A 26771-nucleotide genomic window follows, 5' to 3' on the forward strand; every position below is an offset into this window, starting at 1 on the left:
CTAGGCTGGCAATGCGCTAGTCTCGCTTTCTGGGTCTGCCGCCCGGGCAGGCCGGCAGGAGTGGGGCTGGTGTGAGAATGAATTCGGGCGTTGATCTACTACGGGTCGAAGATCTTGGCATCTCTTTTGCCATTATCGGGGGACCGTTGCACGCCGTCAGGCGTGCAAATCTTCGCGTCCTTCCCGGCAAGGTTACCGCGCTTGTGGGCGAGTCTGGTTCCGGAAAATCGGTTCTTAGCCAGGCAGTGATGGGCATTTTGCCGAACACAGCCCATGTTCGTGGCCGTATCCTATTTTCCGATCCTGAAAAGCCCGGCACGACACAGGATATCCTGCAGATGCCGCGTGATGGACCCGAAATCCGGGCGTTGAGGGGCAGCCGCATCGGCAAGATCTTTCAGGAGCCGATGATATCGCTTTCGCCGCTGCACACGATCGGCAACCAGGTCAGCGAATCCCTGCAGATACATACGCCCATGGCTCGGGCAGAGCGCAAGGCGCGGACCGAGGAAATGCTCGGCCTTGTCGGCTTTCCCAATCCCAAGCGCGCCTATGACATGTATCCGTTTGAACTTTCGGGAGGATTGCGTCAGCGCGCCATGATCGCCATGGCGCTTATCTGCCGGCCCGCCCTGTTGATTGCCGACGAGCCGACGACGGCGTTGGATGTCACCATCCAGGCGCAGATCCTGCAATTGCTGCGCGGGCTTCAGGCCAAGCTGAATATGGCGATGCTGCTGATCACGCACGACCTCGGTGTTGTCGCCAATGTCGCCGACGAGGTGGTGGTCATGTATCATGGCGAGATCATGGAGGCGGGACCTGTCGAGGCGATATTCCGCCGGCCAGGTCACCCTTACCTGAAGGGCCTGATGGCAGCCGTTCCGCATTTCGACCTGAAGCCGGGCGAGAGGCTAAAGGCGCTCCGCGAGGTACCGGTGAACGTCGGCACCCTGCTGGGCAAGCAGACGGCGCCGGCATCGAAGGGGCCGGACGACATCCTGTTGTCGGTCAGGGATCTGACAAAGGTTTTTACCACCCGCAAGTCCGGATGGTTCGGCGGGGATCGTCAAACCTCTGTTCGCGCCGTGGACGGCGTGAGCTTCGATATCAGGCGGGGCGAGTGCCTGGGCCTGGTCGGCGAAAGCGGTTGCGGCAAAACCACCGTCAGCAAGATGCTCATGCGGGCTGTCACGCCTAGCGGCGGCTCTGTGATCTTCAATGGCCGCGATGGACCGATCGACGTATTGGGAGGCGACAGAGACGCCCTGCGCCTGCTGCGCGCGAAAATCCAGATGGTCTTTCAGGATCCGGTTTCGTCGCTTTCACCTCGCATGACGGTGGAAAATATCTTGAGCGAGCCGCTGGAAATCCATCAACGTGGCAATGCCGCGTCCCGACTAGCCACCGTCAAGAGCCTGATGCAGGCAATCGGGCTCGATCCGCGCTTCATCAAGCGTTATCCTCATAGTTTCTCCGGCGGGCAGCGTCAGCGTATCGGCATCGCGCGCGCGTTGGCCCTGGGGCCAGAACTCCTGATCTGCGACGAGCCGGTTTCGGCGCTCGATGTCTCTGTCCAGGCGCAGATCCTGAACCTCCTGAAGGACCTGCAGAAGGAACTGGGCCTGACCTACCTGTTCATATCCCACAATCTGGCGGTGGTGGACTACATGGCGGACCGCATCGCAGTGATGTGCGGCGGGCGTATCGTCGAGCTTGCGCCGCGCGAAATTCTGCTCAGGAAACCGGTCCACCCCTACACGCGCTCACTGGTCGCCGCAGTGCCGTTTCCCGATCTCGACAGGCCGATGGATTTCAAGACGCTGAAGCTCGGCGGCGCTTCCGACGCCAGCGCATGGGGACCTCAATTCCACGACGAGGGCGAAGAGGATGTGCTGTCGCCGATCGATCTTGGCGGCGGCCACCTCGTGCTGGCCCGACGTTCGGCCGATGTCAGTGAGTTGCGCCATTGATCAGCCGTCGCACCCTCCTTGGACTCATGGCTTCGGCACTTCTGCCGGGCACGTCGCGCGCTGGCGATCTGGAGCCGGATTTTCTTCAGCCGCAGCTGAAAGCCAGGGCTCTGCCGGCACTCGCAGAGCGCCTGCCCAAGAGCCCGCGCGCGTTGAACCTCGCTGCGATGGGCCGGCAACCCGGCCAGTATGGCGGCACGCTGCGTACCATCATCGGCAGTCAGAAAGATATCCGGATGATGACGATCTACGGATATGCCCGCCTGGTCGGCTATGACGAAAAGCTTAAAATGCAACCCGACATCCTCGAAAGTTTCGAGGTGGCGCATGATCGCGTCTTCACGTTCAAGATTCGGGAAGGGCATAAATGGTCCGATGGCAGCCTGCTGACGCCGGAGGATTTTCGCTATTGCTGGGAAGATGTCTGGCTGAATGATGAGCTTTCGCAAGGCGGGCTCGCCCCTGCCCTGCTGGCGGACGGCAAGCCGCCACGTTTCGAGATCGTCGATCCGTTGACTGTCCGCTATAGTTGGGAGGCGCCCAATCCCGACTTCCTGCCCAAGCTTGCCGCTGCTTCGCCGACACCGCTTGTTTTGCCGGCCGCCTATCTCAAGCAGTTCCACAAGAAATACCAGGATCCATTCCGGCTCGCCGGCCTGATGAAGGAGAACCGGGTCCAGAAATGGACGCTCCTGCATATCCGCATGTCGCGGCAGTATCGCCCGGAGAACCCGGATCTGCCCACGCTCGATCCCTGGCAGAACCGGACCAAGCCGCCGGCTGAGCAGTTCATCTTCGAGCGAAACCCGTTCTTTCATAGAATAGACGAGAATGGCCGGCAACTGCCCTATGTCGACCGGATTGTTATGAATGTCAGCTCGTCGGCGATCATTTCCGCCAAGACCGGTGCGGGTGAGAGCGATCTGCAAAGCATGGGAATTGACTTCGCCGATTACTCTTTTCTGAAGGATGCGGAGAAGCGTTACCCCGTGAAGATGCATCTCTGGAAACGCACACAGGGTTCGCGGCTGGCGCTGTTGCCCAATCTGAATTGTGGCGACCAGGTGTGGCGTAGCCTTTTTCGTGACGTGCGCGTGCGCCGCGCACTTTCCCTCGCTGTGGACAGGCGCGAGATCAATTTGGCTGTATTCTACGGATTGGCGCAGGAAAGCGCCGATACGGTCCTGCCGGAGAGCCCGCTCTACCGGCCGGAATTCGCGAAGGCATGGATCGCCCATGATCCAGACCAGGCCAACGCCCTGCTCGACGAGGTCGGGCTTCAAGCGCGCGACGATGATGGCCTGCGGGTACTTCCCGATGGACGCCCGGCGCAGATCATAGTGGAAACGGCCGGCGAAAGCACGCTGGAAACCGACGCGCTCGAACTCATCACCGATCACTGGCGCCAGATCGGCATCGCCCTGTTCGTCCGGACTTCGCAGCGCGACATCTTCCGCAGCCGCGCACTTGGCGGCCAGATCATGATGTCGATGTGGTCGGGCATCGACAATGGCGTGCCGACCTCCGACATGAATCCGTACCAGTTGGCCCCCACCATCGACGACCAGTTGCAATGGCCGCTCTGGGGCACTTACTATCTGTCCCATGGCACGATGGGTGAGGCGCCCGATCTTCCCCCTGTGGTCGAGTTGATGGCTTTGCTCAAGCGCTGGAATGCATCGACCGAGGCCGCGGAGCGCGCCGAGATCTGGAATTCGATGCTGTCGATCTACACCGATCAGGTATTTTCGATCGGCACGGTGAACGGAACGCATCAGCCGGTTCTGGTGTCCTCACGGCTGCGCAATCTGCCTGACAAGGCGCTCTACGGCTATGACCCGACCGCCTATTTCGGAGTCTACATGCCGGATACATTCTGGCTTGGAGAGTCCTGAGCGTGTTTCGATATATTGTCTGGCGCATCGCTGTGATGGTTCCAACGCTGCTGATCATATCGGCACTGGTGTTCACGATCATCGAACTTCCCCCAGGCGATTATTTCGACAGCTATGTTTCCGAGCTTCGGGCTCAGGGCGAAGCGGTGGATTCCGATCGCATCCAAATGATGCGGAAGGAATATGGTTTCGACCAGCCGCCGGTCATTCGCTACTTCTACTGGGTCGGCGGGATGCTGCACGGCGATTTCGGCTATTCCTTCGAGTATGAGCTGCCGGTTCGCGACGTCGTCGGGGACCGAATGTGGCTGACCGTGCTGGTTTCCTTCGTCACGATCATCTTCACCTGGCTCATCGCCTTTCCCATCGGCATGTACTCCGCCACGCATCAATACAGTTGGGGCGACTATGGCCTTACGCTCTTCGGCCTTCTCGGCCTTGCCATTCCGAATTTCATGCTGGCACTGATCCTGATGTATTTCGCCAATATCTGGTTCGGCACCTCCATCGGCCATCTCATGGACCCGCAATATCTCAGTGAGCCGATGAGCTGGGCCAAGGCGAAGTCGATCCTCGCCCATCTCTGGATCCCGGTCTTGATCATCGGCACCGGCGGCACGGCAAGCATGATCCGGCGGCTGCGCGCCAATCTGCTCGATGAGCTTCACAAGCAATATGTCGTGACCGCGCGCGCCAAAGGCCTTCATCCCTTCAGGGCGCTCGTCAAATATCCGCTGCGCATGGCGCTCAATTTCTTCATTTCCGACATCGGCTCCATCCTGCCGGCCATCATCTCCGGTGCCGAAATCACGGCGATCGTGCTGTCTTTGGAAACGACGGGGCCGATGCTGATCAAGGCGCTGCAAAGCCAGGACATGTATCTGGCAGGGTCTTTCCTGATGTTCCTCGCCTTCCTGACGGTCATCGGCGTGCTGATTTCCGACCTGGCGCTGGCGCTGCTTGATCCAAGAATTCGTTTGCAGGGCGGCAGCACCAAATGAACAAGGAATCGCCCCTGCCCGCTCCGGGTGCCCCACTGCAACACTTCGTTTCCATCGCACCCTTTGACCTGCAATCGATCGAGGCGATGACGGCGGAGCAGTCGAAGGTCTTTCAGGCGTCGCAGTTGCGGCTGATGTGGTGGAAATTCCGGCGGCACCGGCTTGCCCTTGTATCCGGCATATTTCTGGCAGCGCTCTATTTCGGGATACTGATCTGCGAGTTCCTGGCGCCCTACAATCTGCACACGCGCAACATGGACTACATCTATTCGCCGCCGCAGCGGGTACACCTGTTCCATAACGGCCAGCTTGTCGGGCCGTTCGTCTATGGTCGCCAGATGACGCTGGATATGGACACACTCAAGCGGAACTACATCGACAAACAGGATGATGTTCAGCGGATTCGTTTCTTCTGCAAGGGCGACAGTTACCGGTTCTGGGGCCTGGTCGAAGGTGACTGGCATTTTGTCTGTCCTGCCGAAAACGGCCAGCTCTTTCTGGCCGGCACCGACAGGCTGGGGCGCGATGTGCTCTCGCGTATCATCTATGGCGCACGCATTTCACTGACAATCGGCCTTGTCGGCATCAGTTTCAGCTTCCTGCTCGGCATTGTCATAGGCGGACTGGCTGGCTATCACGGCGGTATCTTCGACCTGATCGTTCAACGCATAATCGAAGTTCTGCAATCGATCCCCAGCATTCCGCTATGGCTGGCTCTGGCGGCGATCATGCCGATAACCTGGAGTCCAATCCTGATCTATTTCGGCATCACCGTCATCCTCGGGCTGCTCCACTGGACCGGACTGGCGCGGGCCGTGCGTTCAAAGCTTCTGGCCTTGCGCGAGGAGGATTACGTTCTGGCCGCGCAATTGATGGGCGCCAGCAGCAGCCGCATTATCCGGCGGCACCTCATTCCCGGTTTCATGTCGCATCTGATCGCGACGGCGACGATCTCCATACCCGGCATGATCCTGGGCGAGACGGCGCTGAGCTTCCTTGGGCTGGGCCTGAGGCCACCGACAACCAGCTGGGGCATCCTGCTAACCGAGGCGCGCAGCGTCAGCGTGATCGCGTTCTATCCATGGCTGCTTTTGCCGATGCTCCCGGTCGTTCTCGTCATCTTGGCGTTCAACTTCCTCGGCGACGGCCTGCGGGACGCCGCAGACCCCTACAAGTGAGATCGCTATTCAGGCGGCACGCTGTGCCGCCTGTTCCACCCGTTATGATCCCTGCGCCCGTACTTGTTGCAGTGTTCATCGTCCGCCCTTATATGTGCCGACACTCAATCGAGCTTAGCGCGTCGCCTTAGGGATGCACTCGTGAACAGGTCGTGTCGCGGGCATAGCCGATCTCTTGATCTGGTTCAGGATACACAAAGCATATGAGTCGTCTCGAGAATTTCATCAGCAGGATGACCGCACAGCGTGACATTCTCGATCACGTCTGCACCGAGGTGGCGAAGATGGAGGGGCTTGTGCTCGAGCTCGGCCTCGGCAATGGTCGGACATTCCACCATCTGCGCGAGCGCCTGCCCGGGCGCCGGATCGTGGTGTTCGACCGCGAAGTCGGCGCACACGCCAGCTCAATTCCCGAAGCTGAAAACCTCGTGCTCGGTGAAATACGCGAAACCGGCCGCAAATTCATTGGCATCGAAGCCGCCCTTGTTCATGCCGACATCGGCACCGGCTATGATGATCGCGATTCAGTGACCGCTACCTGGCTTCCCGATCTGATTGCGAGCCTGCTTCGCGTTGGCGGATTCGCGGTCAGTGGCACGCCGCTCGATCACCCGCTGCTGCAACGCCTTCCGGCGCCGACGTCGGAGCCTGCCGATCGTTATTTCCTCTGTAAGCGCTTGTGAGCGGCCGAGAGCGCCTCACGGAAACGCTGCTCCAGCTCCTTGTTTAACGCGATCGCCAAGCGAAATCGTAGCCATTCTCGCGGGAAACCATTTCACGCTTGTCCAGGAATTGCTCTGAAATTCCTCAGGGGATTGTATATACCGCGATCTCCCGCTCAATGCCGCGCAGCGAGACTTCGTGAGGCACGGGCGTCAGCGCGTTCCTGCGCAACAGATCGGCGGTGAGATTGTCGTCGACCACCGCGCGGGTGGCGAAGATCGCCTGTGCGTTGGCCAGGTTCTGGACCCGTGAAGCAATGTTGACCGTCTGGCCAAAATAGTCCTGCCGCTCGTTCATGGACACGGCGATGCAAGGGCCGGCATGGACTCCGATCTTGAGCAGCAGGTCCTCGCGGCCGCTTTTTCCATTGAGCCCACGCATGGCATCGCGCATCCTGAGGGCCGCGGCCACCGCACGATCAGGTGTCGCGAAGGTCGCCATCACCGCATCACCGATCGTCTTCACCACCGCGCCCGCCTCGGCCGCGACGATCTCGTGCAGCACCTGGAAATGCTCGCGCACCAGATCGAAGGCTGACAGATCGCCCACCCGCTCGTAAAGCTCGGTCGATCCGCGCAGGTCGGTGAACAGGAAGGTCAGACTGGTGATCTTCAGCCGCTGGTTGATATCGAGCGTGTCCGTGCGATAGAGATCGCGAAACGTCTGGTTGGTGAGCAAGCGCTTGGCGGTCAGGAAGGGCCGGCGCTTGCCCAGGAAATCATGCAATGCGTGGCCGGCGATGAAGACCGTCGGCAGCACGCGGGTGTCGGTCCTGTTTTCCAGGGAAATGCGCAAAGGGCCTGGTTGCATCTCCAACGTCTGGTTCTGGACATGGTCGCGGTCGAAAACCAAGGAGAGGCTTCGGCGCTCCTTTGTTGGTTCGCCCTTAGCATCGATGAACTGCGCTGAATGCGTGACCGGCTCGAACACGATGACGAATTCAGGCGGAAGCTGTATGGGCAGAACCGCCTTTTCACCGGGCGCAAGCTCGATATCCTCCAGGGAGAACGCTTCCATCTTCTCCGCCAAATCCTCTTCCGGCAGATCGGCGCCGGACGCCAAGTAGATCTGGCGGAAATATTCCACCAACGGCAGTTCGTGTGGAGTGTGGGCGGCAATCTTGCGTATGCGTGGACTGACGGTGAATGTCACCTCGACCATCTCGTCGAGGGTTGGCGAATAGCCGTCGGAGCACAGCGCGCAGGTGTATTCGTCCTTCTGCATGGTTTTCAGCGTGGCGTTGGTGTCGAGCACGCCGCCGCAGCCGGGGCACAGAACATTCCAGGAAATGTCGAAGATGCCCACCCGCGCCGCATGCAGAAAGGCGCTGATGGTGCGTTCCTCGTCGATGCCATTCTTGCTGGCGAAGGCTAGCGCATTGATGCGGCAAAGCTCGCGGTCCTTGCCCTCGGCGATGGTTCGCCGGATCGCATCGATTGCCTGCGGATCGAGATCGGTCGATTGCCGCAGAAGTGAGAACAGATCCTGAGCTTCGGTCATCGTGCAGGCTCCGGAAAATGCGCCCCGAGGCGTATTGGCCGGACCGGGCTTCGGTCCGCGCACCCCATCTTACGCCGAAAGGAATCAAACGGCCATTCGAATGGATAGATCTGATGACAGCTCAATTTGCATGCGGCGGATTTTCACCGGCCGCAAGCGACACTATGATGGGTGCATGGCGCATTCATCTTTGGGGCTTTCTCCCGTGCCGACACCCGACAACCCGCCATTTCCCGCGGCGTTGCGGCTTTTCTCGGCAGGGGTCATTATCGTCCTGATCGTCGGCGCCGGCCTGTTTTTCGCGCCTGCGCTGGTCAAGCCGCGCTGGCCTTGGCCCGTCACGCCATTCAGTGCCCGCTTTCTCGGCGGCTTCTACACCGCCGAAATGGCAGTGATGGCGGCGCTCTTGGTCTGGAATCGCTGGTCGCCGGGCAGGCTCGTGCTGGTCATGGCTCTCATCTTCACCGCAATCGTGTCGGCGGTTTCGTTGATCAATCTCGGCTATTTCAACTTTGGGCGCAAAGCGACCTGGCTCTGGTTTCTGGTCTATCTTGGTTCGGTCGCGGTATCCGGGTTGTTCCTGTGGCGGGCAAGGGCCCGTCCGTCAGCAAAAGGCGTGACCCTAAGCCCCGCATGGCGCAGCTACATGTTGGCGGAAACGGCGATCCTTGGGGTCTATGGCTTCGGCATGTTGCTGTTTCCCCTGATGGTCAGCAGCACCTGGCCATGGCCGGTCGATCCCTTCCACGCCCAGGTCTACAGCGCCATCTTCCTCGCCGGCGCTGGCGGCACCTATCTCGTCTGGAAAAGTGCGCCGCGCGAAGAATTGCTGGTGCTAGGCCTGGCGCAATTTCTGGTCGGCCTGCTTTCCATTCTTGGCCTCGTTATCACCAACGCCGCGGTGCACCGGATCGACTGGACGGCGGCCGCTACATTGGGCTGGCTCGCCCTTTTCGGCTGGATCGGCATCAGCGGCGCCTTCAAACTCTACACCGCCTCCCGGTATTTTGGTTCGCATTCGACAGCATAGGCGGAGACGGCTGGATTTTCAGGTGACGTCCGGTGCATCGTGCGGGGCCGATACATTTCGCCAGGAAGCCATGACCAGCACGACCTCGCCATCCGAGAAGATCCAGCCGCAGCTCCGGGCCGTCCGGGCAAGCGATGCGGAGGCGCTTTGCGCGATCTTCAACATGCCGGGCTTCCGCTGGGGCACGTTCAGGATGCCCTTCGAGACGGTGGACCAGGTTGAGCGGCGCATCGCCAAGTCCGGCCAGGAAACCACCTGGATCGTCGCCGAATTGGACGGCAAGGTCGTCGGCCATGGCAGCCTGGTCGTACAAAGCTCGCCGCGCCGTTCACATATCGGCGAAATCAATATCGGCCTGGACGATGGCTTTGTTGGCAAAGGTATCGGCTCTGCCATCCTTGGCGCGCTGCTTGACGTGGCCGACAACTGGCGCGCCCTGAAGCGGGTCGAATTGAGCGTCTATGTCGACAACGAACCGGCCATCCACCTCTACACCAGCCACGGCTTCGAGGTCGAAGGCCGGCATGTGAAGGCCGGTTTTACCGACGGCCAGTACCGCGACCTCCTGAGTATGGCCCGGCTGCGGTTCTGAGATCCGCTTTTATCAACGCTGCTGGCGACACGAGCGCGGTCGACAGCAGGTATCCTCGGAGCGCCGGGACAGCGACAACACGCAATCTGAGGCTCATTGCATCGTCCCCCACAACCCAGTTTATGGCGTTGACGTAGACAATTCGTGCCGGATCCGCTCTCACTTGGCGTTTGCCCCGCAAGCGGCTAGACGGGACCGATGACCGACGTCTTTGATCCAACCCCTGCGCCTCCGGCGGAAATTCTGGCTGTACTGTCGCTGCTCTGCCCGGAAGTCGTGCGTGACATCGAGCAGAACTGGAATGCTTCGGTTTCCGACTACGCCCGCCATCTGTGGCGGCCGGTCGCAAAGCCTGTGTCGGGCCCGGCGATCGCTGCCCGCTCGATGCTGCGCGAAGTCCTGCATCAGCGCCTCGGTGCAATTATGCAGCCCGAGGAGATCGGCAAGGCCCTCGACGAGTTCGAGTACAAACCGGTGATCCAGTCCGGTCTGCACTGCCTGCTTCTGATGGACCGGATCACCTTCGATGCCCTCCTGTTCGCCTGGCTCGGCGCGGTCGAAAACGAGCTGTCAGCCTTCGTCGGCTTCATGGGAACGACGATGACCATGGAGACAATTGGCCGGGAGGGGCCCGGATGGCTCGATGTCGGCGACGACAAGGTCAACCTGTTTGGCATGGGGCGCCACAAGTTGTGCCGCAAAAGCGCCTGCGCGGCCGGTCCAGTCACCCTCAACAAGCGCGCGCTCGAAGCGGTGGGCGATGAAACGGATGCCAGCCGCTGGCTAGGTACACTGCTTGCCCGCCAGGATAAGGTCTTTGGAACCGCCGCCGATGCCATGACAGCGCTCAACGAGGATCTGGTCGCCAATTGGGATCGCTCCGGCATGGCCCTACCGGTTTTCATCGATGATCGGCTCGCCGCGGCTGCCATGGCGCGGCATCTACAATATGACGGCAGTCTTATTTCCAGGCTGCTCATCGAACCCGCAAGACGCCGGCGTCTCGAACATGCCTTGCAAGAGGCCGCATCGGGCCCATTCGGCAGGTTCCTGCCCAATGCCACGGACTATTTCTGGGGCATCCGCGAGGAGCGCGTGCGCAAGCTCGTTCTTGAGAACGGGAACCTGATCGAGCTTGACAAGCCGCATGGTCTGTCCATCCCGTTCGAGCGGCCACATCTCAAGCAGGCGCTGCTTGACGGCGTGCTGCTGCCGAACTTGTTCCTGACGTTCCTCGTTCTCGCCATCTTGCCGCGGGTCCGGGTTGTCGGCGGCCTGAGACAGATTGGCTATGTAGCGCTTTTCCACTCGATCCTCCTAGCTGCGTTGGACGAAACCACACCGGAAGAGCGTGATCTGGTTGCGGAGCTGCAGGTAAGGGAAAATGCTTGGGGCACCCGGGTCATCGATGAAAAGATTTCAGTCCGCGAGCAGCTTGCCCGCCTACCGGAAGGGGCGCTCTTCGCGGACCTGCTCCGGCAATACCGTTCGCGGACATTTGCCGAGGCCACCGATAACCTGAAACTGATTCGCGAAAATGCGCGATGGCGCAAGATCGGTCAAGCCTACAGCGTCTGATCCGGCCGCATGGCCTCACCTGTCATTGCTCTATACCGGCCTTGCGGAGCCCCTCCACCATGAGTTCGAAATCGGCAGGGTTCTTGTAGGGCAGGACTTTGCGACGGTATTCCAGCGAATAGTCGGGATTGACGCGAAGCACCTCCTGCCATGCCGCCTGGGCCTCGGCGAAACGGCCCAGATGGCCGTAGCTGGCGGCCAGAAGCGCCCGCGAGACGTCGGTGACAGCGTTGCGAGCCAGCCGCTGCATCAAGAGGTCAGCGGCCTCTTCGTACCTTCCAAGTTGAAACAAAGCCAAAGCCTGAAAGTGGAGAAGCACATCCGGGAAATATGGATTCAAGATTTTCCCCCGGGCAAAACTCTCGAGGGCGTCTTCGGATCTGCCCGAATAGTACAACGCCTCGCCGAGGGCAACGTGCGCTTCGGCGAAGTTCGGGTTGAGGACTAGCGCGCGCTCGGCCTCGTCGATGGCCCCATCGTGTCGCCGTGTGTACAGCATGACAATAGCAAGCGCCCAGTGCGCCCAGGGATCGCTGCCGTCCAGCATTACCGCCCGCGTTGCGGCCTCTTCCGCTTGCGCCATCGATTCGGGGGGCGACGCACCCCACCGGTTCAGGTAATCGATGCCGTGGGTAAGGGCCAGGAATGCATGGGCAGAGGCAAATTTCGGGTCCAGTTCGATGGCACGTTGCAAGAGGTTGCGAGCCGCGACGTTCGTCTCCCTCGTCAGCCGGTGCCACAGCTCCCTGCCCCGCAGGAAATAGTCATACGCCTCCGTATTGCGCGGGTACTCGGGCGCCAGCCGCTGCCGATCACCCGCGGTCAGATTAAGCGACAGCGCGCCGACGATCTGTTGCGTCACGTCGTCCTGCACGGCAAATATGTCGGTCAGGTCGCGATCGAACCGCTCCGCCCAAAGATGGCCGCCCGAGGTTGCGTCGATGAGCTGCGCGGTGATGCGCACCCGGTTCCCCGACTTGCGTACGCTACCCTCAAGAACATACCGCACGCCGAGTTTCGTGCCCACCTCCTGCACACGGACGTTCTGGCCCTTGAAGGTGAACGACGAATTGCGTGCGATGACGAAGAGCTGCGACAGTTTGGACAGGGCCGTGATGATATCCTCGGAGATGCCGTCGGCGAAGTAGTCCTGTTCGGCGTCACCGCTCATGTTGGCGAACGGCAGCACGGCGATCGACAGCTTCGGCGGCACTGCCGTAGCCGGCCGGCTAGTTGCGCTTTCCGGGATCGCGGTCCCGGCGCTGCCAACTTGTAGCGAATAGACCCGGATCGGCTCGGCGATGTTCTTGAGCTGTGTGCTGCCGAGATCGCTGACGGAGAGGTCGAGCCTGGCCTTGACCTGGCGATAGGCATCCTCGGACAGGCAGATGGCGCCGGCCGCCGCGAGTCCCTCCAAACGCGAAGCGATGTTGACGCCGTCGCCCATCAGGTCGCCGTCGCTTTCTTCGACCACATCTCCCAGATGGATGCCGATTCTGAACTCGATACGGCGGTCTTGCGGCACGCCTGCATTGCGCTCAACCATACCATTCTGAACCTCTATGGCGCAGCGCACGGCATCCACCACACTGCGGAACTCAACCAGCGCCCCATCGCCAGTGCGCTTGATCACCCGGCCGTGGTGCACTGCAATGATCGGATCGATCAGGTCGCTGCGCAGTGCCCGCAACCTCGCCAATGTACGATCTTCGTCCGCGCTCGCGAGCCGGCTATATCCGACCACATCCGCAGCTAGAATTGCGGCTAGCTTACGATTCTCGCTCAAGGGTCCGTCTCCTTATCTTCACGATAGCAGGAAGACCGAACCAAGAGGGAACTTTCGCAATCGACAGCCACGCAGAACCGAATTGGCTGCGCGCTGTCACAGGCCCCACCCGATCGCCGATGCCCATTTGCGCTGCCGCTTGCCCATCGACGGCTATGGGTTCATGCTTGTGAATACACCGGCCGGGAAATGCGTAGGGAGAACACGCCGTCACGGCCCCTAGTGAGGTCTGGCTCGATGGACTGCGCAGGCTGCGGTTTCGAGGTTGAGGGCGGTTACGCTTTCTGTCCGAGGTGTGGCAAGCGCCAGCCCGTGCCATGCGCCAGTTGCGGTTATCCCTGCGCATCTGATTTCGGGTTCTGTCCGAAATGTGGGGCAAGCGTCGGTGCGCCCGCAAAAGCCGTCGAACGGCTTGCTCCGACACCAAGCCGAACCATTGTGCCGCCCTCTCGAACTCCGTCGCTGCTTGCGAACATTGATAACGACGAAGGGCTGCAGCCCATCTCTGACGCCGATCGCCGGACGGTAACCGTCCTCTTTGCCGACCTTTGCGGCTTCACGACACTCAGCGAGCAGCTCGACCCCGAGGTCATGCAAACGCTGCAGAACGAGCTGTTCAAGGAATTGACGGCGGCGGTGCGAAATTTTGGTGGGTTCGTCGACAAATTCATCGGCGATGCACTGCTCGCTTTGTTCGGTGCGCCGGTCGCGCATGAGGACGATCCGGAACGTGCGCTTCGCGCCGCTCTCGACATGATCGCCCGGACGGCGCGGCTCGGCGAAAGCACCCCCCACTCCGGCTCGCCTCTATTACTTCATATTGGCATAAACACTGGCCCCGTCGTTACTGGACGATTAGGCATCGGCACCGCCAAATCCTATTCCGTGACCGGCGACACGGTGAATACAGCACAACGCCTGCAATCGCTGGCCGCACCGGGTGAAGTGCTGGTAGGCGAACTCACTCACAGGCTGACCCGGCATGCCTTCTCTTACGAGTCGATGGGTGATGTCGTGCTTCGCGGCAAGGCTGGCAGTGTGCTCGTCCATCGATTGGATGCACCGCTTGCGGTGCCGCGTGCAGCGCGTGGGCTCGAGGCGCTCGGCCTCAGCGCGCCGATGATAGGTCGTGCTGCGGAGCTCAACAGAATGCTGGCGAGCCTTGACCAGGCGTGCGGCGGCACGGCCCAACTTGTCCGCCTCGTCGGAGAAGCCGGTATCGGGAAATCGCGGCTGGTGAAGGAGTTCGTCGCCCGTGTCGGCGACGAGGACCGTTTTCGCAACGTCGCCGTGCGACAGACCACGTGCTCACCACTGGGCGAACAATCATTTGGCGCCTTGGGCGCAGTGGTGCGCAGTGCTGCCGCGATGATGCAAAACGACGATGGGGACGATATGCGGGGGAAGCTCTCAGGCTTGCTTGCCGATCTCGGCCTGCAGGGCGAGGAGGCGAAGCGGCTGATGCCTTTGCTCTACCATGTGGTTGGGCTTGGCGACCCGGATGCCACCTTGCAGCATGTCGAACCCGAGCAGCTACGGCGGCAAATTTTCTACGCGGTCCGCACCATCATCGAACGACGGCTTGCGTTGTCGCCGCTGTTAATTGTCGTCGAAGACCTGCACTGGGCCGACGCCGTTTCGCTCGAGGCACTACGTTTCGTGATGGACAGGTTGGAACGCACGCGGTTAATGGTGCTGGTCACGCATCGCTCGGCACCGGAGAGCGGCCAGCTCGACTCAAGTCGGGTCAGTCACACGGCGCTGAGGCTTTCGCCGCTCAACAGCGATGAAGGACGCAGCCTGCTGGCGGCGCTTTTCGGCGAGAGCTGGGTAAGCTCCGCAGCAGGGCTCGTCGATCAAATCCTCGACCGAGCGGGTGGCAACCCTCTTTTTGTAGAGGAGATTGTTCGCGGCCTTGTTGATCGCGGTGTACTGGTGCGCGAGGGGCAGCGATGGCGGACCGTAGCAGGCGAAGTCGCAACCGACATTCCCGCCACTATCCAGGCAATGTTGCTTGCTCGCGTCGACCGGCTGCCACAAGAGGTGCGTCGGTTGGCCCAGGAAGCCGCGGTAATCGGCGCGCGCTTCGATGCCACCCTTCTGAAGACCGTGACAGCCGACCCCGCCCGGCTAGAAGCAGGCTGCGAACTGCTTTGCGATGCGGAAATCATCGAGGAAGTTGCCGGATCAGGCTCCGTCTCGTCGCAAAGCTACCGCTTTACGCAAACCTTGCTGCAGGACGTGATCTACCAGAATCTGCTCCGGCAACGCCGGACCGAAATCCACGGGCGGATAGGTGCTGCCTTGGAGCAACTGTGCGGCGATAATCCGGAACGGCTCGAGGACTTGACCGTGCTCGGTCACCAGTTCGCACAAAGCGCCGAGCGGGAGAAGGGCGCGCGTTACCTGCAGGCGGCCGGCGATCGCGCCCGCATGATATACGCCAACGACGACGCCCTTCGTTTCTACGAGCGAGCACTGACTGCGTTGGAGGCGACCGGGCAAACACCGCTCAAACTGACAATTGCCGAGCGCATTGCCGATTTGAGCGGCTCGGCGGGCCGCCGCGAGATCGCGCACCACCACTACGAGGCGGCCTTGCAGGCATACCGTGAGTCGGCTGATCGCGTAGCCTCTGCGCGCGTTTTGCGTAAAATCGGTCGGCTGCTCTGGGACGTCGGCAAGCGGGACAAAGCAGAATTCCGCTACGCTGAAGCGGCAGCGCTCCTCGATGGAGCGGATGCTCCGGTCGAGCAGGCGCATCTCTGGCAAGAACGTGGCCGACAGGCGTTCCGTAGCGGAGATCACGCTCTCGCGGCAAAATGGGCAGACGCGGCGTTGGATTGCGTACGCACGCGGACTACGGAGCATGTCTCCGAGGTGGGGCGTGATGCCACTCTCGTGACCGCCGAGGCACTCAATACCAAGGCTGTCGCACTGGCTCGCCTTGGGCGAAACCGTGAAGCCGTGCGTCAGGTCGAGCATAGCATTGAATTGGCCGAAGCCGCCGGTCTGCTGGGCGCGGCCTGTCGCGGCTACACCAATCTAGGCGTGCTTTACACGACCATCGATCCCGCACAGGCGATGGAGGTCTGTCGACGCGGTCTTGACGTCGCGCGCCATATTGGGGATTTGGGCTTCCAGGCGCGCCTTCTCGCCAATCTGGCGGTCGCTTGTTGTACTTTCACGGATCGCTGTCCAACAGAGGGCGTGCCTGCTGCCGAGAAAGCCATCGAGATCGACCGCGCACTCGACCAGCGAGAGCACCTGCCGGTGCCATTGATTGTGCTTGGGCAAATCCACCAATGCAACGGCCGTCCGGAACTGGCCCTTGGCTTGTTCCACGAAGCACTGGAGGTAGCGCGCGAAACGGGCGAGCCCCAACTGCTGTTTCCGTGCTATGATGGTCTGGCAACGCTTAATCTCGACTTCGACAATCTTGCCGAGGCCGAACGCTACTTTTCCTTGGCGCAGGGTATATGCGCCCAGCACGGGCTCGACCCGGAAACGCTTGTGGTGCTGCCCTTTCTCGATTAGCCGGGGTTGGAGGTTGGAAATGTCCGCGCGTAGTGACTTGGTACCGCTTCAACCGGGCGACCGTGCGCCGAACTTGGTCCTCGACGCCATTACCCAGGATGGCAAGATCGCGCTTGACGACTTTCGCGGACAAAAACCGGTGCTGGTTGGTCTGTTTCGAGGTCTGCATTGTGCGTTTTGCCGGCGCCATATCGCCGCTCAGGCGCGGCTTGATCCGGAGCTGCGCGAAAAGGGCGTGGAGAGCCTGACGGTGGTCAACACACCGATCGAACGGGCGCGTCTTTATTTCCGCTACCACCCGATGCCGACTCTGCTTGCGGCCTCAGATCCTGAACGCGCTTCACATCGTGCTTTTGGGCTGCCCAATCTCGAATTCACCCAAAACGAGACGAACTGGCCGTACAAGGTCTCGATCGCAGCGGCAAAGGATATGCGGGTCGACATGCCAGGCGAGTTGCCCGGTCCCATGGATCCTTTTGCGGCCAGCGAATTCCTCGACAAGAAGGACAATTACGAAGTGACCGAAGCCGACGAGCAGATGATGGCGACGGGACACGGACAACTGATCGGTCAGTTCCTACTGGACCGGCAAGGGATCGTCCGCTGGAGCTTCACGGAGGTGCCAGAAGGTGGACGATACATGTTTGGGGCGCCAAACCCGCAAGAGCTGATGTCAGCCGTGTCCCAAGTCGTCCAATAAGTTGTCGGAAGACTGGATTGCTGCCATTTGCAATGCGGACAATGAAGGCCACAATCGGTCAAAACTTCGCGTTACAGCTTGGGGCCTGAGATGCATGGGCCCAGGATCGGTACTGCTGCGCGGCAATCAGGCCGGGAGCCGCCACATTCGCACACGACCTGTACCACGCAATTCCGTTTCCTCGAGTGGGTCGCAAGCAAAATTTGGTCCAAGCATTTGGCGAGTTGCATCCGAAATGCGGATTTCATCGGGCTCCGCGGAGGTTTGAATACGCGAGGCAAGATTAACCGTCTCGCCCCACAGGTCATAGGCGAACCGCCTCTTGCCTATGACGCCGGCGACGATTGGCCCTGAGTGAATTCCAATTCTGAGTCTCAGCGGTTCTCCTGCGAAGCGTTCGCGCTTGACCGCCTTACGCAGCTCAAGTGCATAGCGCGCGAGTGCCTTCGCATGATCGGCTCGCGCGGTGGGCAGGCCAGCGACTACCATCACACAATCGCCGATTGTTTTGATCTTTTCGCAGCCGTATCGTTCCGAGAGACGATCCGCCGCCTTGAAGAAGTAATTTAAAATAGCGAGCGTCGTCACGGCTCCGACGCTCCGCGCTCGTTCTGTAAAACCGACTATGTCGGCAAAAAGCACACTCACTTCTGCGTGGTTGTCAGCAATTTTTTTGTGCGCTTTTAACCGCTCCGCGATCGACGCCGGAAGAATGTTGAGGAGCAGGGTTTCGGCGCGCTGGTATTCACGCGCCAATCCCTCCTGGCTCTTCCTCAACGCCTCGTTCGTCGATTGTAATTTCTCGTTGAGTTGACGCTCCCTCTCTTGCAGGAGTGTCATTTCATAAGCTTTTTGTTGAAGCCGCTGCCTATTGTCGCGTTCGGCAGTCGCGTCAAGAAAGAGCAGCCACACGCAGGCACTGTCAGCAAAAAAATGAAGGTCAGCGACACGCCCGCTGGGCAGTTCGACCATGGCAATGTGAAAAGGAAGCTCCGGGCAAGGCAGCAAACCTTCCATGAATTCAAGCTGCTCGGCAACAGGCTCGCCAATGCGAAGCGATGAGAGCCCGTAATGCTCAACATTACCGCCCTTCGCAGCCACGCAAAGCTGAGTGTCGATTTTCAGATACGCGACGGAGTTCCCATTGTAGAAGAAATTGAAAATCCAACTGCTAACTTCTTTGGGCAATCCGCGCATGGTCTACTTGGTTACCATCAAGGCAAGTTGACGAAACGCATCATCGACATTCTCACCCGACAGCGCACTCGTGAGATAGATTTGCCATCCACGCTGCCTGAGTTCGTTGATATCACTATCCGATATTGCCCACCGATCGGCCAGGTCGGATTTGTTGATCAGCACTACGAACGGCATTGGGCCAAATTCGGCCTCGGCCCGTTCGCGCAGCGTGAGCGCCACGGCAAGCGTCGCAGCGCGGGTTCCATCGACGACTAGCACAAGCCCGGTTGCACCTCGAACATAGCTGACGCGGAATGAGCCGATGTCGTCTTCGCCGGCCAAGTCCCACAAAATCAGATCGACGGTTTTATCCGGGAGTGCGACATTCTTCTTGTCGATTTTCACTCCCACCGTGGTCAGGTAGGTTTCTGAAAAGATGCTTTGCACAAACCTGCGAACCAGGCTCGTCTTTCCGACAGCGAACCCGCCCAGCATGCAGATCTTTTTTTGCACCATCTTGGGCCCCCCTAGTCCAGGTTTACCGTAATCGAAACCCGGCGATTGGTGGAGCTCCCGGCTTGACTGTTTTCAGGCACCAGCGGCTCAAAAGTGCCCGCGCCCCGAACCAGCAGCAGTTCCGGAGCGACGCCGCGTTTGTTGAGAAGCGCACGAACGGTCTCGGCGCGGGCTGCACTGATCGACGCGTTGGCCGTCTCACGGCCAGTGGCGTCCGAATGCCCGGTCAACATGAACCGTGCTGTTACGCCTGACTTGCGGGCATCTTGGGCGAATTCCTTTATTTGATTCGCCAACCTGTCGAGAACCGGCAACTGCTCAGGTCCCGGCACAACTTTGCCGGAAGAGAAGAAAATATCGGTCGTCTGGATGGCCTCTCTCAAATAATTAAGGTCCGCAAGGTTCAGCTCGTGCAGCTGCGAGACATCCAGAACCACTCCGTCCGCCGAAAGCTGTTCGGCGGCGGCCTGCGCCCGGTTGATCCAGCCGGCAGGAGCCTCCCCCACGACTAGGATGCGACCTTGGATGATCGAAAGCTGAACCGATTTCGGCGGGGACAGCGACGCCGTCAGCCGCTTCACCACGAACTTTGGATCAAGGCTCTGAAAGAATTGCCACTGTGAATGAACGCGGGCGGGATCAACCTGCGTTCCGGACAGCAGGGCTTGCGGGTCGGCGGCAAGCGGGTCTCTCAGGCCGGAAATGTAGAATTGGCCGCCCCTAACCGTCTGCTGGGCGACGATGATCCCCGATTGGGCCTCAAGTCGCGACACATAATACTGCCAGTGCTCCGCCTCGCGTGCTTCGGGGCTCACATCACGAACCTTGGAGATGTCGAATTCCGGTCCGCCTACCGAAAGCTGTCGGGCCGCGGCGCGCGCCCGATCTATCCAAGTGTCGGGAGCCTCACCCTCGGCCACAATGCGATTGTCGACGATCGAAAGCCGAACCGATTTCAGCGGATACAGCGACGCCGTCAGCCGCTTCAACACGAACTCCGGTTCAAGGCTCTGATAGGATTGCCATTGCGAATGGACCTTGCCGGGATCGACCTGCGTTCCCGACAGCAGGGCTTGCGGGTCGGCGGCAAGCGGGTCCCGCAGGCCGGCAATATAGAATTGGCCATCGCGTATATTTTGTTCGGCAACGATCATGCCCGGCTGGCTCTCCAGGCGCGACACATAGGCCTGCCAGTGCTCTGCCGCGCGTGCTTCGGGGCTTACATCGCGGACCCTTGAGACATCGAATACCGGGCCTCCCGCCGAAAGCTGTCGGGCGGCTGCGCGCGCCCGATCTATCCAGGTGTCAGGAGCCTCACCCTCTGCAACGATGCGCCCATCGACGATGGCAAGCCGTACGGACTCCGGCGGAGCCAGCGACGCCGTCAGCCGCTTCAGCACGAACTCCGGTCCAAGGCTTTGATAGGATTGCCACTGCGAATGGACCCGGGCAGGATCGACCTGCGTTCCCGACAGCAGGGCTTGCGGGTCAGCGGCAAGCGGGTCTCTCAGGCCGGCAATATAGAATTGGCCATCGCGTATCTTTTGTTCGGCAACGATGATGCCCGGCTGGGTCTCCAGTCGCGACACATAGGCCTGCCAGTGCTCTGCCGCGCGTGCTTCGGGGCTTACATCGCGGACCCTTGAGATATCGAATACCGGGCCGCCTGCCGAAAGCTGTCGGGCCGCTGCGCGCGCCCGATCTATCCAGGTGTCGGGAGCCTCACCCTGGGCAACGATGCGCCCATCGATGATGGCAAGCCGTACTGACTCCGGCGGAGCCAGCGATGCCGTCAGCCGCTTCAACACGAACTCCGGTTCGAGGCTCTGATAAAATTGCCACTGCGAATGGACCCTGCCGGGATCGACCTGCGTTCCTGACAGCAGGACTTGCGGGTCAGCGGCAAGCGGGTCTCGCAGGCCGGCAATATAGAATTGGCCATTGCGTATCTTTTGTTCGGCAACGATGATGCCCGGCTGGCTCTCCAGTCGCGACACATAAGCCTGCCAGCGCTGCCCGGATTGCCATGAAAGAAAGAACCAACCGCCTGCCAGAACCAACAGCAGCAGGCCCAGGCCCACCACCAGCCACGGAAATCCCTGGTTTGATTCCTCCTGCTTCAGCTCGACGCAAGTCTGCAGCTGCGCCTCTATGCCGGCCAACTGCGACCCGTCGCCGTCAAACTCCATTAAAGCCTGCGAGTAGTCCTCATGGACACGGAGCAACACGTCGCGAACTATGTCATGCAGTCCTTCTGGGGGGTTTCCTCGGATCACCGAAACCAGGGTCGCGAACGGTCCTACTTCTGACCAGAGACGAAGGTCGCCAAAACGAATAGTGTCCAGGCCGCTCTGCTCCTTCTCGTTGAATGAGTCCTTCACAAAGTCTTGGATTGCACTCAGCATAGAAGAGATCAGTTGAGGATCTTCGCTCGTCGCATTGTCGGCAGCTACATGCGCTATCAAAAGCCCAGAAGTACGGTTAATCAGAAAGACATGTTCAACACGATAGAGAAGAGAATGCTTAAGCACAACTTCCGAGAAGCTGGCCCCAGTTCTCCAAGATTCAAGTCTCCACTTGAGCCCATGCCAGGTAAATATATGCCTTAAGGTTTCGTTCAGCGACTGAAACGTCTGGTCTATCTTTTCCCCGATTGACTTGCGAATTGCTGGAAGAAACACAGGGTATAATATATCCGTCAGCGTGCGCGGGCTCTTCTGGATCGACCGTTGCACAGCCCTTTCGACAGCCGGCGCAAGGGCCTCACCGAGTTGCGCATGAGGGGCTCGTGCGGCCGCACTGGGAAGCACGTCGCCCACTGCTGCGGCAAGCTGCTCCGGTTCGTCGAGCAGATGCGTAACTCGTGAAAGCTCTGAAATTTCGCGGCTGACCAGCAACTGGCGCAGCGTTTCCATGCGAGGATCGGCGGATGGAACTCCGTCGAGACGCGCACGGTAGTCCGGATCAACGTTCCGGGCAATTTCGATCAAAAGACGGGCCAGAGCCTCGCGATCAATCTCTGTATCGTTCGAGGCTGTTCTTTGCGGAAGGCTGATTGGGTCGACGGTCGACGTCAAATCCGATCAACTCACTTTCCAGCTACGGTCCGAGTTGTTCTTGCTGCCGACGGGATCCTGATTCAGACATTTTGCAACCTCGACAAACAGGCCAGCCAAAAGATTTCGATCGGTCTTGACGTTGCCGAGATCGGAAAACATTTTTTCCATCAGCATCTGAATGCCTTCATTCTTTTGCTTGATTTCCTCACGCAGCAAATGATCGTTTCGGTTTATCCGGTCGGCAATCTCGCGCTCAAGCTCGTTCAATTGATCCGACAATGCGCGCACCTGCTTTTCAAGCGCCTGATTTTGTTCGCGAAGATTTCGGTCAATCTCCTTGTCGGCGTCGGCTCGCGCGTCTTTTTCGTTCCGCAACTGCGCCGCAAGCGAGTCGATCTGCTTTTTCGCATTTGACTCGTACATTTCAAGATTGCGCTTGGCCTCGGATTCGACATCCTTGAAGCGCTGCAAGACCCGTTCTTCAAGCTTGGAAAAGCGGCGGTCATAGTCCTGCATCTGGTTGCCGAACAGCAGATCACGTATCTTGTCGACACCTACAGCGTCGCCGGGGGTCCCGCTCTCGCGAGCCTGGCCCGCCATGAAGGCGAGCCCGTTGGCGTCTGCATTACTTGTCAGATTTCCGTCCGCTTTATTTGCCGGAGAAGCGGTACTCGAAGATTCCTTGGCCATCCCTATACCCTTCATTTAAACAGCTACCAGCGTGCTAATTTAGCAACTAGTAAAGATGTCAGCAAAATACCCGGCTCGCAAGCCGGAATCTTCTCCGCCTAAGCCGGTTCACGCGTAAATTTGACATACGGCTCGAGCTCGACAATCTGCCCAGTGAACAGACCCTTTTGCGTTATCATGTGCGTAGATTGGCGGCGCCCTGGATTTATGATTAGCAACTGCGGCGCGCTCGCAGTTCGGCCGCGGTTCCGATTAGTTCGATCAGGATCAGCTTGCCCTCGCGTCTTCGCCCGTGACCATCTTTTGTTGCCGGGCGGCGCAGCACTAAGGCTCGGGCATGAGCGCCTGCCATTCACGCCTGTCTTCAGGTCTTTTTTTGCTACCCTAATTGGCCCCGATCTTGACAGGGCAGTGCTGCCATCCGATTCCGGTATCGGGTTTCGACATTCCCAACTCTTGCAGAAGAAAACGAAAGCTCAATGATCCAGAATAATGCTACCGCAAGGGTGTGGTACCGATGTTCAATGTCGAGCAAAACATCGGCGCAATGCATGCCGGCATTCGCCGGCAGACCTGCCGGATATTGGGTATAGTCATGGTCGACGTTGGGCTCGAATGGATCGGCATCGATCGTGCCGGCCTGCGCCGACAAAGATCAACGCAACTTGTTCTACCTGTTACGAACCGGGCGCGGGTGAGACAACGTGGCGTATAGTCCATTGGTCTCAATCATAGTTCCTGCGCACAACGCGGAGGTAACGCTGACGCGCGCACTCGATTGCCTTCTCGATCAGGAAACCGCGTATTGGGAGGCGATCATCGTTGACGACGCCTCCACGGACCGCACCCCCGCGATCATCGCCGCTTATGTGGAACAGGATGCCCGATTTCGGACCTTGAGTTCTTGCGCGAAAAGCCCCGCCGGCGCACGTAACAATGGGATTTCGGCGGCGCGCGGCCACTGGCTGATGTTCCTGGATGCCGACGACTGGGTGGATGCCAGCTTCCTTACGAAAATGCTGGCCGCACTGAAAGCCGCTCCTGATGCAGTGGCCGCCTATTGCGGTTCGCGGCGCGTGATGCCCAATGGAGCACTCACCCCGGCGAGCATCGCGCCCGAGGTCGCAAGCCAGCCCTTCGAAACGTTCGCCCGCCGATGTGCCATCGCCACTCACGCGCTGCTGGTCGATCGGGCGACGGTTGTGGAGTTGGGCGGTTTTGATGTGTCGCTTTCCACCTGCGAGGGATGGGATCTGTGGCAGCGCGTCGCACGTCTGGGCAAAAATTGGGTGATGGTGGACGAGCCGCTCGCCTTTTATCGGACCAGCCCCAACGCGCTTACCCGCAATGCGAAGCAAATGCTGGAAGACGCGGAAATCGTTGTCGCCCGCGGTTTTTCCACCGACCCGAGGGTCAGGCACCCCGCGCCGGCGCATGCCAATGGGGCGATCTCGGCGGACGGCCGCACCGCTTCCGAAGCACTGGCGTGGTTTGCCTTGTGGAACGCTGCGTCGGATTGCGGCAGCGACGGCGGCTTGATCAACCCGCAATCCCTGCGCGCGCTCCCGGCAAGGCGTAAGTGGGCGCGCGAGATCGCCAAGGTGGCCTTCGACGGCCTGATGGTAGGAAGCTTATCGGTGCCAGCCCATATGGCTGCCCTGTGGGACAGGTTTGGCGGCGCCATCACCGAGTTGATCATCGAACTCGGCAAGGTCTGGGGCGACCCGGTTGCGGGTCGTCGGGTCCAGTATCATCTCGAGCAAATGCTGCTCGATGCCGACGATCTTGCCGCTCCCCGCAGGCTGGCGCGCACCCTCGGAATTCGCGTCGACGCTCGAAATCCAGCCTCGACCGAGCTTCCGGAAGGAATCGATCAAATCTATGCCTACCTGATGATGGATAGCCAGATCGAGGCTGTCGTGCAGTTCGGCGTACTCGGGAAAGTGACAAGGCGCCATTGGATTGAACTGATCCGGAATTTCCTAAAACAAAAGGACGACGGTGCCGACACATCAAGCACGCTGGCCGCCGAGGCACTGTCGACCACAGCGGAACGCCGGCCTGATCCGGACAGCCACTTCGGTAAACTCGCGCAATTGATGTCGGAAGCGCGGGAACTGGTTCGGTCAAGCGCCGAAGCAACGCAGCCGCTTCCGGCGCCGCGCCGTGCACCGGCCTCGAATGGCCACAACAAGGATCGTACGTCGTTCTGGAACCGGTATTTCGCGACAGAGGATCCCTGGAACTACAGCTCGCCCTACGAACAGGAAAAGTATGAGCGGCAGCTCGAAATTCTGCCGGCCGGTCCCATCGGACGGGCGCTTGAACTGGCCTGTGCGGAAGGCCATTTCACGCGCCAATTGGCGCCCCGAGTGGGCCATTTGACTGCCACCGACATTTCCGCCGTAGCCATCGAGCGGGCGCGCGCGCGCTGCATCGACCAACCGAATGTCGAGTTCGGCGTACTGGATTTCTTTGCGGACACGCTGCCCAATGAGATGGATCTGATCGTCTGTTCGGAAGTGCTCTACTACCTCGATGATCTCGCCGGGTTGCGGCGCATCGCCAAAAAATTCGTTGAGGCACTGGCGCCTCGCGGGAGTTTCATCAACGCACACGCATTCGTGCTACGCGACAATATTGAAAGGACGGGTTTCGACTGGAACACATTCGGTGCACAAACGATCTCGCAAACCCTGGCAGAGACCGAAGGCCTCGTCCTTACGCAATCGATCCAGACCGAACTCTATCGGATAGATCGCTTCTGCCGCCTGTCGCCGGATCACGTGGCGACGGAGCCGGTGATTGATCATGTGCCGGTCCGCGCATCCCTGGCAATCGGCGTCGCGCGTAATATCGTCTGGGGCGGGGCGCGGGTCTTACGCCGCGACGTCGCGCGTCACGAGCGGCGGCAACGTATCCCTGTCCTCATGTATCACAGCGTCGCCGATGAAGGTCCGGCCGCGCTCGCCCGTTTCCGGCTCACGCCCGCTGCATTCGCAAGCCAGATGGCATGGCTGCGCGCAAATGGCTTTCACGCGATCATGTCCGAGCAACTGGAATGGTCCATCGCCAACCGTCAGCCTTTCGCTGGCCGCCCGGTGCTCATCACCTTCGATGACGGATTCCAGAACTTTGCCGACCATGCCTGGCCGATCTTGCGAGCGAACGACTTGACCGCGGAGGTCTTCCTGGTGACGGACCTTGTGGGGGAAAGCGCGCGGTGGGATGCCGACTTTGGTCCACCGGCCCCGCTCATGGACGCCGGGACGGTGCGTCGCCTCGCCGCCGAAGGTGCTTTCTTCGGCAGCCACCTGGCGACGCACCGCCCCATCGATGGTCTGTCGAGCTCTGAATTGGCCGCCGAGCTCCTGCGGTCTCGTATGTTCATCGAACGGTGGACCGGCCGGCCAACCTCGGCGTTCGCGGCACCCTTCTCTGTCACCGATCGACGGCTCGGCAGGCTGGCGAAGGAGTCCGGCTATCGGATCGGCTTCGGCGCCAGGCACGGGCCGGCGGAGCTCAATAGCGATCCCATCGACCTTCCGCGCATCGAGATTCGTGGGGATCGCTCGCTCGATGACTTTGTTGCCATCGTCGAGGCCGTTCTCAATTGAACGTGAACTTTGTTCATGTCGTATTTCCGCTCACAATGCGCAAGATCGAAAGACGCCAGGTGTAGAGGGCGATGCGACTGTCTATTGCGCTAGTGGCAATAGACGCACACGGTGACGCTTTTGGCTGCCACGATGGGGTCGGCGATGCTCAACGCGGCATACGTTCTGCTCTACCAGAAGCCCCGGTGACGCCCAGCGTCTTCGAATTACGGATCAC

General features: G+C 60.1%; 17 protein-coding genes. 11 read left to right on the top strand and 6 right to left on the bottom strand.

Annotated elements, in window-relative coordinates; genetic code table 11:
- The first annotated feature begins 77 nt into the window (after window positions 1-77).
- From FJ492_RS13515 to FJ492_RS13535, 5 genes are all read left to right on the top strand, one after another.
- The gene (locus tag FJ492_RS13515) at window positions 78-1973 is read left to right on the top strand and encodes an ABC transporter ATP-binding protein (RefSeq protein WP_140717529.1); all 1896 of its coding nucleotides are present in this window, start codon (window positions 78-80) and stop codon (window positions 1971-1973) included.
- Entirely contained in the window at window positions 1970-3868 is a 1899-nt protein-coding gene (locus tag FJ492_RS13520) for an ABC transporter substrate-binding protein (protein ID WP_140770326.1), read from the top strand. Before FJ492_RS13515 ends, FJ492_RS13520 begins: the two co-directional genes overlap by 4 nt.
- A gap of 2 nt (window positions 3869-3870) precedes the next feature.
- Window positions 3871-4869 carry an ABC transporter permease gene (locus FJ492_RS13525; protein ID WP_140504472.1) on the top strand — a complete coding sequence of 333 codons (999 nt, stop codon included), beginning with the start codon at window positions 3871-3873 and terminating at the stop codon, window positions 4867-4869.
- Entirely contained in the window at window positions 4866-6047 is a 1182-nt protein-coding gene (locus FJ492_RS13530) for an ABC transporter permease (protein ID WP_140748479.1), read from the top strand. Before FJ492_RS13525 ends, FJ492_RS13530 begins: the two co-directional genes overlap by 4 nt.
- A 203-nt stretch (window positions 6048-6250) precedes the next feature.
- Window positions 6251-6730, top strand: coding sequence for a class I SAM-dependent methyltransferase (locus FJ492_RS13535; protein ID WP_140770328.1), 480 nt, complete (start codon window positions 6251-6253; stop codon window positions 6728-6730).
- A 124-nt stretch (window positions 6731-6854) separates the two neighbouring features.
- Here FJ492_RS13535 and FJ492_RS13540 read toward each other — a convergent pair whose 3' ends face one another.
- A complete protein-coding gene (locus tag FJ492_RS13540) occupies window positions 6855-8270 on the bottom strand; it encodes an adenylate/guanylate cyclase domain-containing protein (protein ID WP_140748476.1) in 1416 nt (471 codons plus the stop codon).
- Window positions 8271-8304: 34 nt separating this feature from the next.
- Between FJ492_RS13540 and FJ492_RS13545 the strand changes: the two genes are divergently transcribed.
- From FJ492_RS13545 to FJ492_RS13555, 3 genes are all read left to right on the top strand, one after another.
- Window positions 8305-9300, top strand: a complete 996-nt coding sequence (locus FJ492_RS13545; RefSeq protein WP_246676020.1) for a hypothetical protein — start codon at window positions 8305-8307, stop codon at window positions 9298-9300.
- 70 nt (window positions 9301-9370) lie between these two features.
- Window positions 9371-9892, top strand: a complete 522-nt coding sequence (locus FJ492_RS13550; RefSeq protein WP_140770330.1) for a GNAT family N-acetyltransferase — start codon at window positions 9371-9373, stop codon at window positions 9890-9892.
- A 384-nt stretch (window positions 9893-10276) separates the two neighbouring features.
- The gene (locus tag FJ492_RS13555; RefSeq protein WP_246676021.1) at window positions 10277-11470 is read left to right on the top strand and encodes a hypothetical protein; all 1194 of its coding nucleotides are present in this window, start codon (window positions 10277-10279) and stop codon (window positions 11468-11470) included.
- A 22-nt stretch (window positions 11471-11492) separates the two neighbouring features.
- On the opposite strand, the gene FJ492_RS13560 is transcribed toward FJ492_RS13555, so the two are convergent.
- Entirely contained in the window at window positions 11493-13256 is a 1764-nt protein-coding gene (locus tag FJ492_RS13560; RefSeq protein WP_140770335.1) for an adenylate/guanylate cyclase domain-containing protein, read from the bottom strand.
- Window positions 13257-13493: 237 nt separating this feature from the next.
- Here FJ492_RS13560 and FJ492_RS13565 point away from each other — a divergent pair, with 237 nt between their 5' ends.
- Both FJ492_RS13565 and FJ492_RS13570 read left to right on the top strand, forming a co-directional pair.
- Window positions 13494-16793, top strand: a complete 3300-nt coding sequence (locus FJ492_RS13565; RefSeq protein ID WP_181166655.1) for an adenylate/guanylate cyclase domain-containing protein — start codon at window positions 13494-13496, stop codon at window positions 16791-16793.
- 19 nt (window positions 16794-16812) lie between these two features.
- Window positions 16813-17493 (top strand): redoxin domain-containing protein, encoded by a 681-nt coding sequence (locus tag FJ492_RS13570; RefSeq protein WP_140748464.1) that lies wholly within the window; start codon window positions 16813-16815, stop codon window positions 17491-17493.
- A gap of 126 nt (window positions 17494-17619) precedes the next feature.
- On the opposite strand, the gene FJ492_RS13575 is transcribed toward FJ492_RS13570, so the two are convergent.
- The 4 genes from FJ492_RS13575 to FJ492_RS13590 are packed head-to-tail and all read right to left on the bottom strand — an operon-like array spanning window position 17620 to window position 22937.
- Window positions 17620-18690, bottom strand: coding sequence for an adenylate/guanylate cyclase domain-containing protein (locus FJ492_RS13575; protein ID WP_140748461.1), 1071 nt, complete (start codon window positions 18688-18690; stop codon window positions 17620-17622).
- A gap of 3 nt (window positions 18691-18693) precedes the next feature.
- On the bottom strand, window positions 18694-19188 hold the full coding sequence (locus FJ492_RS13580) for a Rab family GTPase (protein WP_140504490.1): 495 nt from the start codon (window positions 19186-19188) through the stop codon (window positions 18694-18696).
- 11 nt (window positions 19189-19199) lie between these two features.
- Entirely contained in the window at window positions 19200-22265 is a 3066-nt protein-coding gene (locus FJ492_RS13585) for an OmpA family protein (protein ID WP_140770337.1), read from the bottom strand.
- 6 nt (window positions 22266-22271) lie between these two features.
- On the bottom strand, window positions 22272-22937 hold the full coding sequence (locus tag FJ492_RS13590; RefSeq protein WP_031240461.1) for a hypothetical protein: 666 nt from the start codon (window positions 22935-22937) through the stop codon (window positions 22272-22274).
- A 719-nt stretch (window positions 22938-23656) separates the two neighbouring features.
- Here FJ492_RS13590 and FJ492_RS13595 point away from each other — a divergent pair.
- A complete protein-coding gene (locus tag FJ492_RS13595; protein ID WP_246676022.1) occupies window positions 23657-26554 on the top strand; it encodes a glycosyltransferase in 2898 nt (965 codons plus the stop codon).
- Window positions 26555-26771 lie beyond the last annotated feature (217 nt).

Origin of the sequence: Mesorhizobium sp. B2-5-4 (assembly GCF_006441095.1) — a bacterium.
GTDB lineage: Bacteria > Pseudomonadota > Alphaproteobacteria > Rhizobiales > Rhizobiaceae > Mesorhizobium > Mesorhizobium salmacidum.

Coding starts and splice junctions, on each gene's coding strand:
- FJ492_RS13550 (WP_140770330.1), top strand. CDS start 9,371: ATGACCAGCACGACCTCGCCATCCGAGAAGATCCAGCCGCAGCTCCGG.
- FJ492_RS13590 (WP_031240461.1), bottom strand. CDS start 22,937: ATGGCCAAGGAATCTTCGAGTACCGCTTCTCCGGCAAATAAAGCGGAC.
- FJ492_RS13570 (WP_140748464.1), top strand. CDS start 16,813: ATGTCCGCGCGTAGTGACTTGGTACCGCTTCAACCGGGCGACCGTGCG.
- FJ492_RS13540 (WP_140748476.1), bottom strand. CDS start 8,270: ATGACCGAAGCTCAGGATCTGTTCTCACTTCTGCGGCAATCGACCGAT.
- FJ492_RS13580 (WP_140504490.1), bottom strand. CDS start 19,188: ATGGTGCAAAAAAAGATCTGCATGCTGGGCGGGTTCGCTGTCGGAAAG.
- FJ492_RS13565 (WP_181166655.1), top strand. CDS start 13,494: ATGGACTGCGCAGGCTGCGGTTTCGAGGTTGAGGGCGGTTACGCTTTC.
- FJ492_RS13575 (WP_140748461.1), bottom strand. CDS start 18,690: ATGCGCGGATTGCCCAAAGAAGTTAGCAGTTGGATTTTCAATTTCTTC.
- FJ492_RS13535 (WP_140770328.1), top strand. CDS start 6,251: ATGAGTCGTCTCGAGAATTTCATCAGCAGGATGACCGCACAGCGTGAC.
- FJ492_RS13530 (WP_140748479.1), top strand. CDS start 4,866: ATGAACAAGGAATCGCCCCTGCCCGCTCCGGGTGCCCCACTGCAACAC.
- FJ492_RS13515 (WP_140717529.1), top strand. CDS start 78: ATGAATTCGGGCGTTGATCTACTACGGGTCGAAGATCTTGGCATCTCT.
- FJ492_RS13555 (WP_246676021.1), top strand. CDS start 10,277: ATGCTGCGCGAAGTCCTGCATCAGCGCCTCGGTGCAATTATGCAGCCC.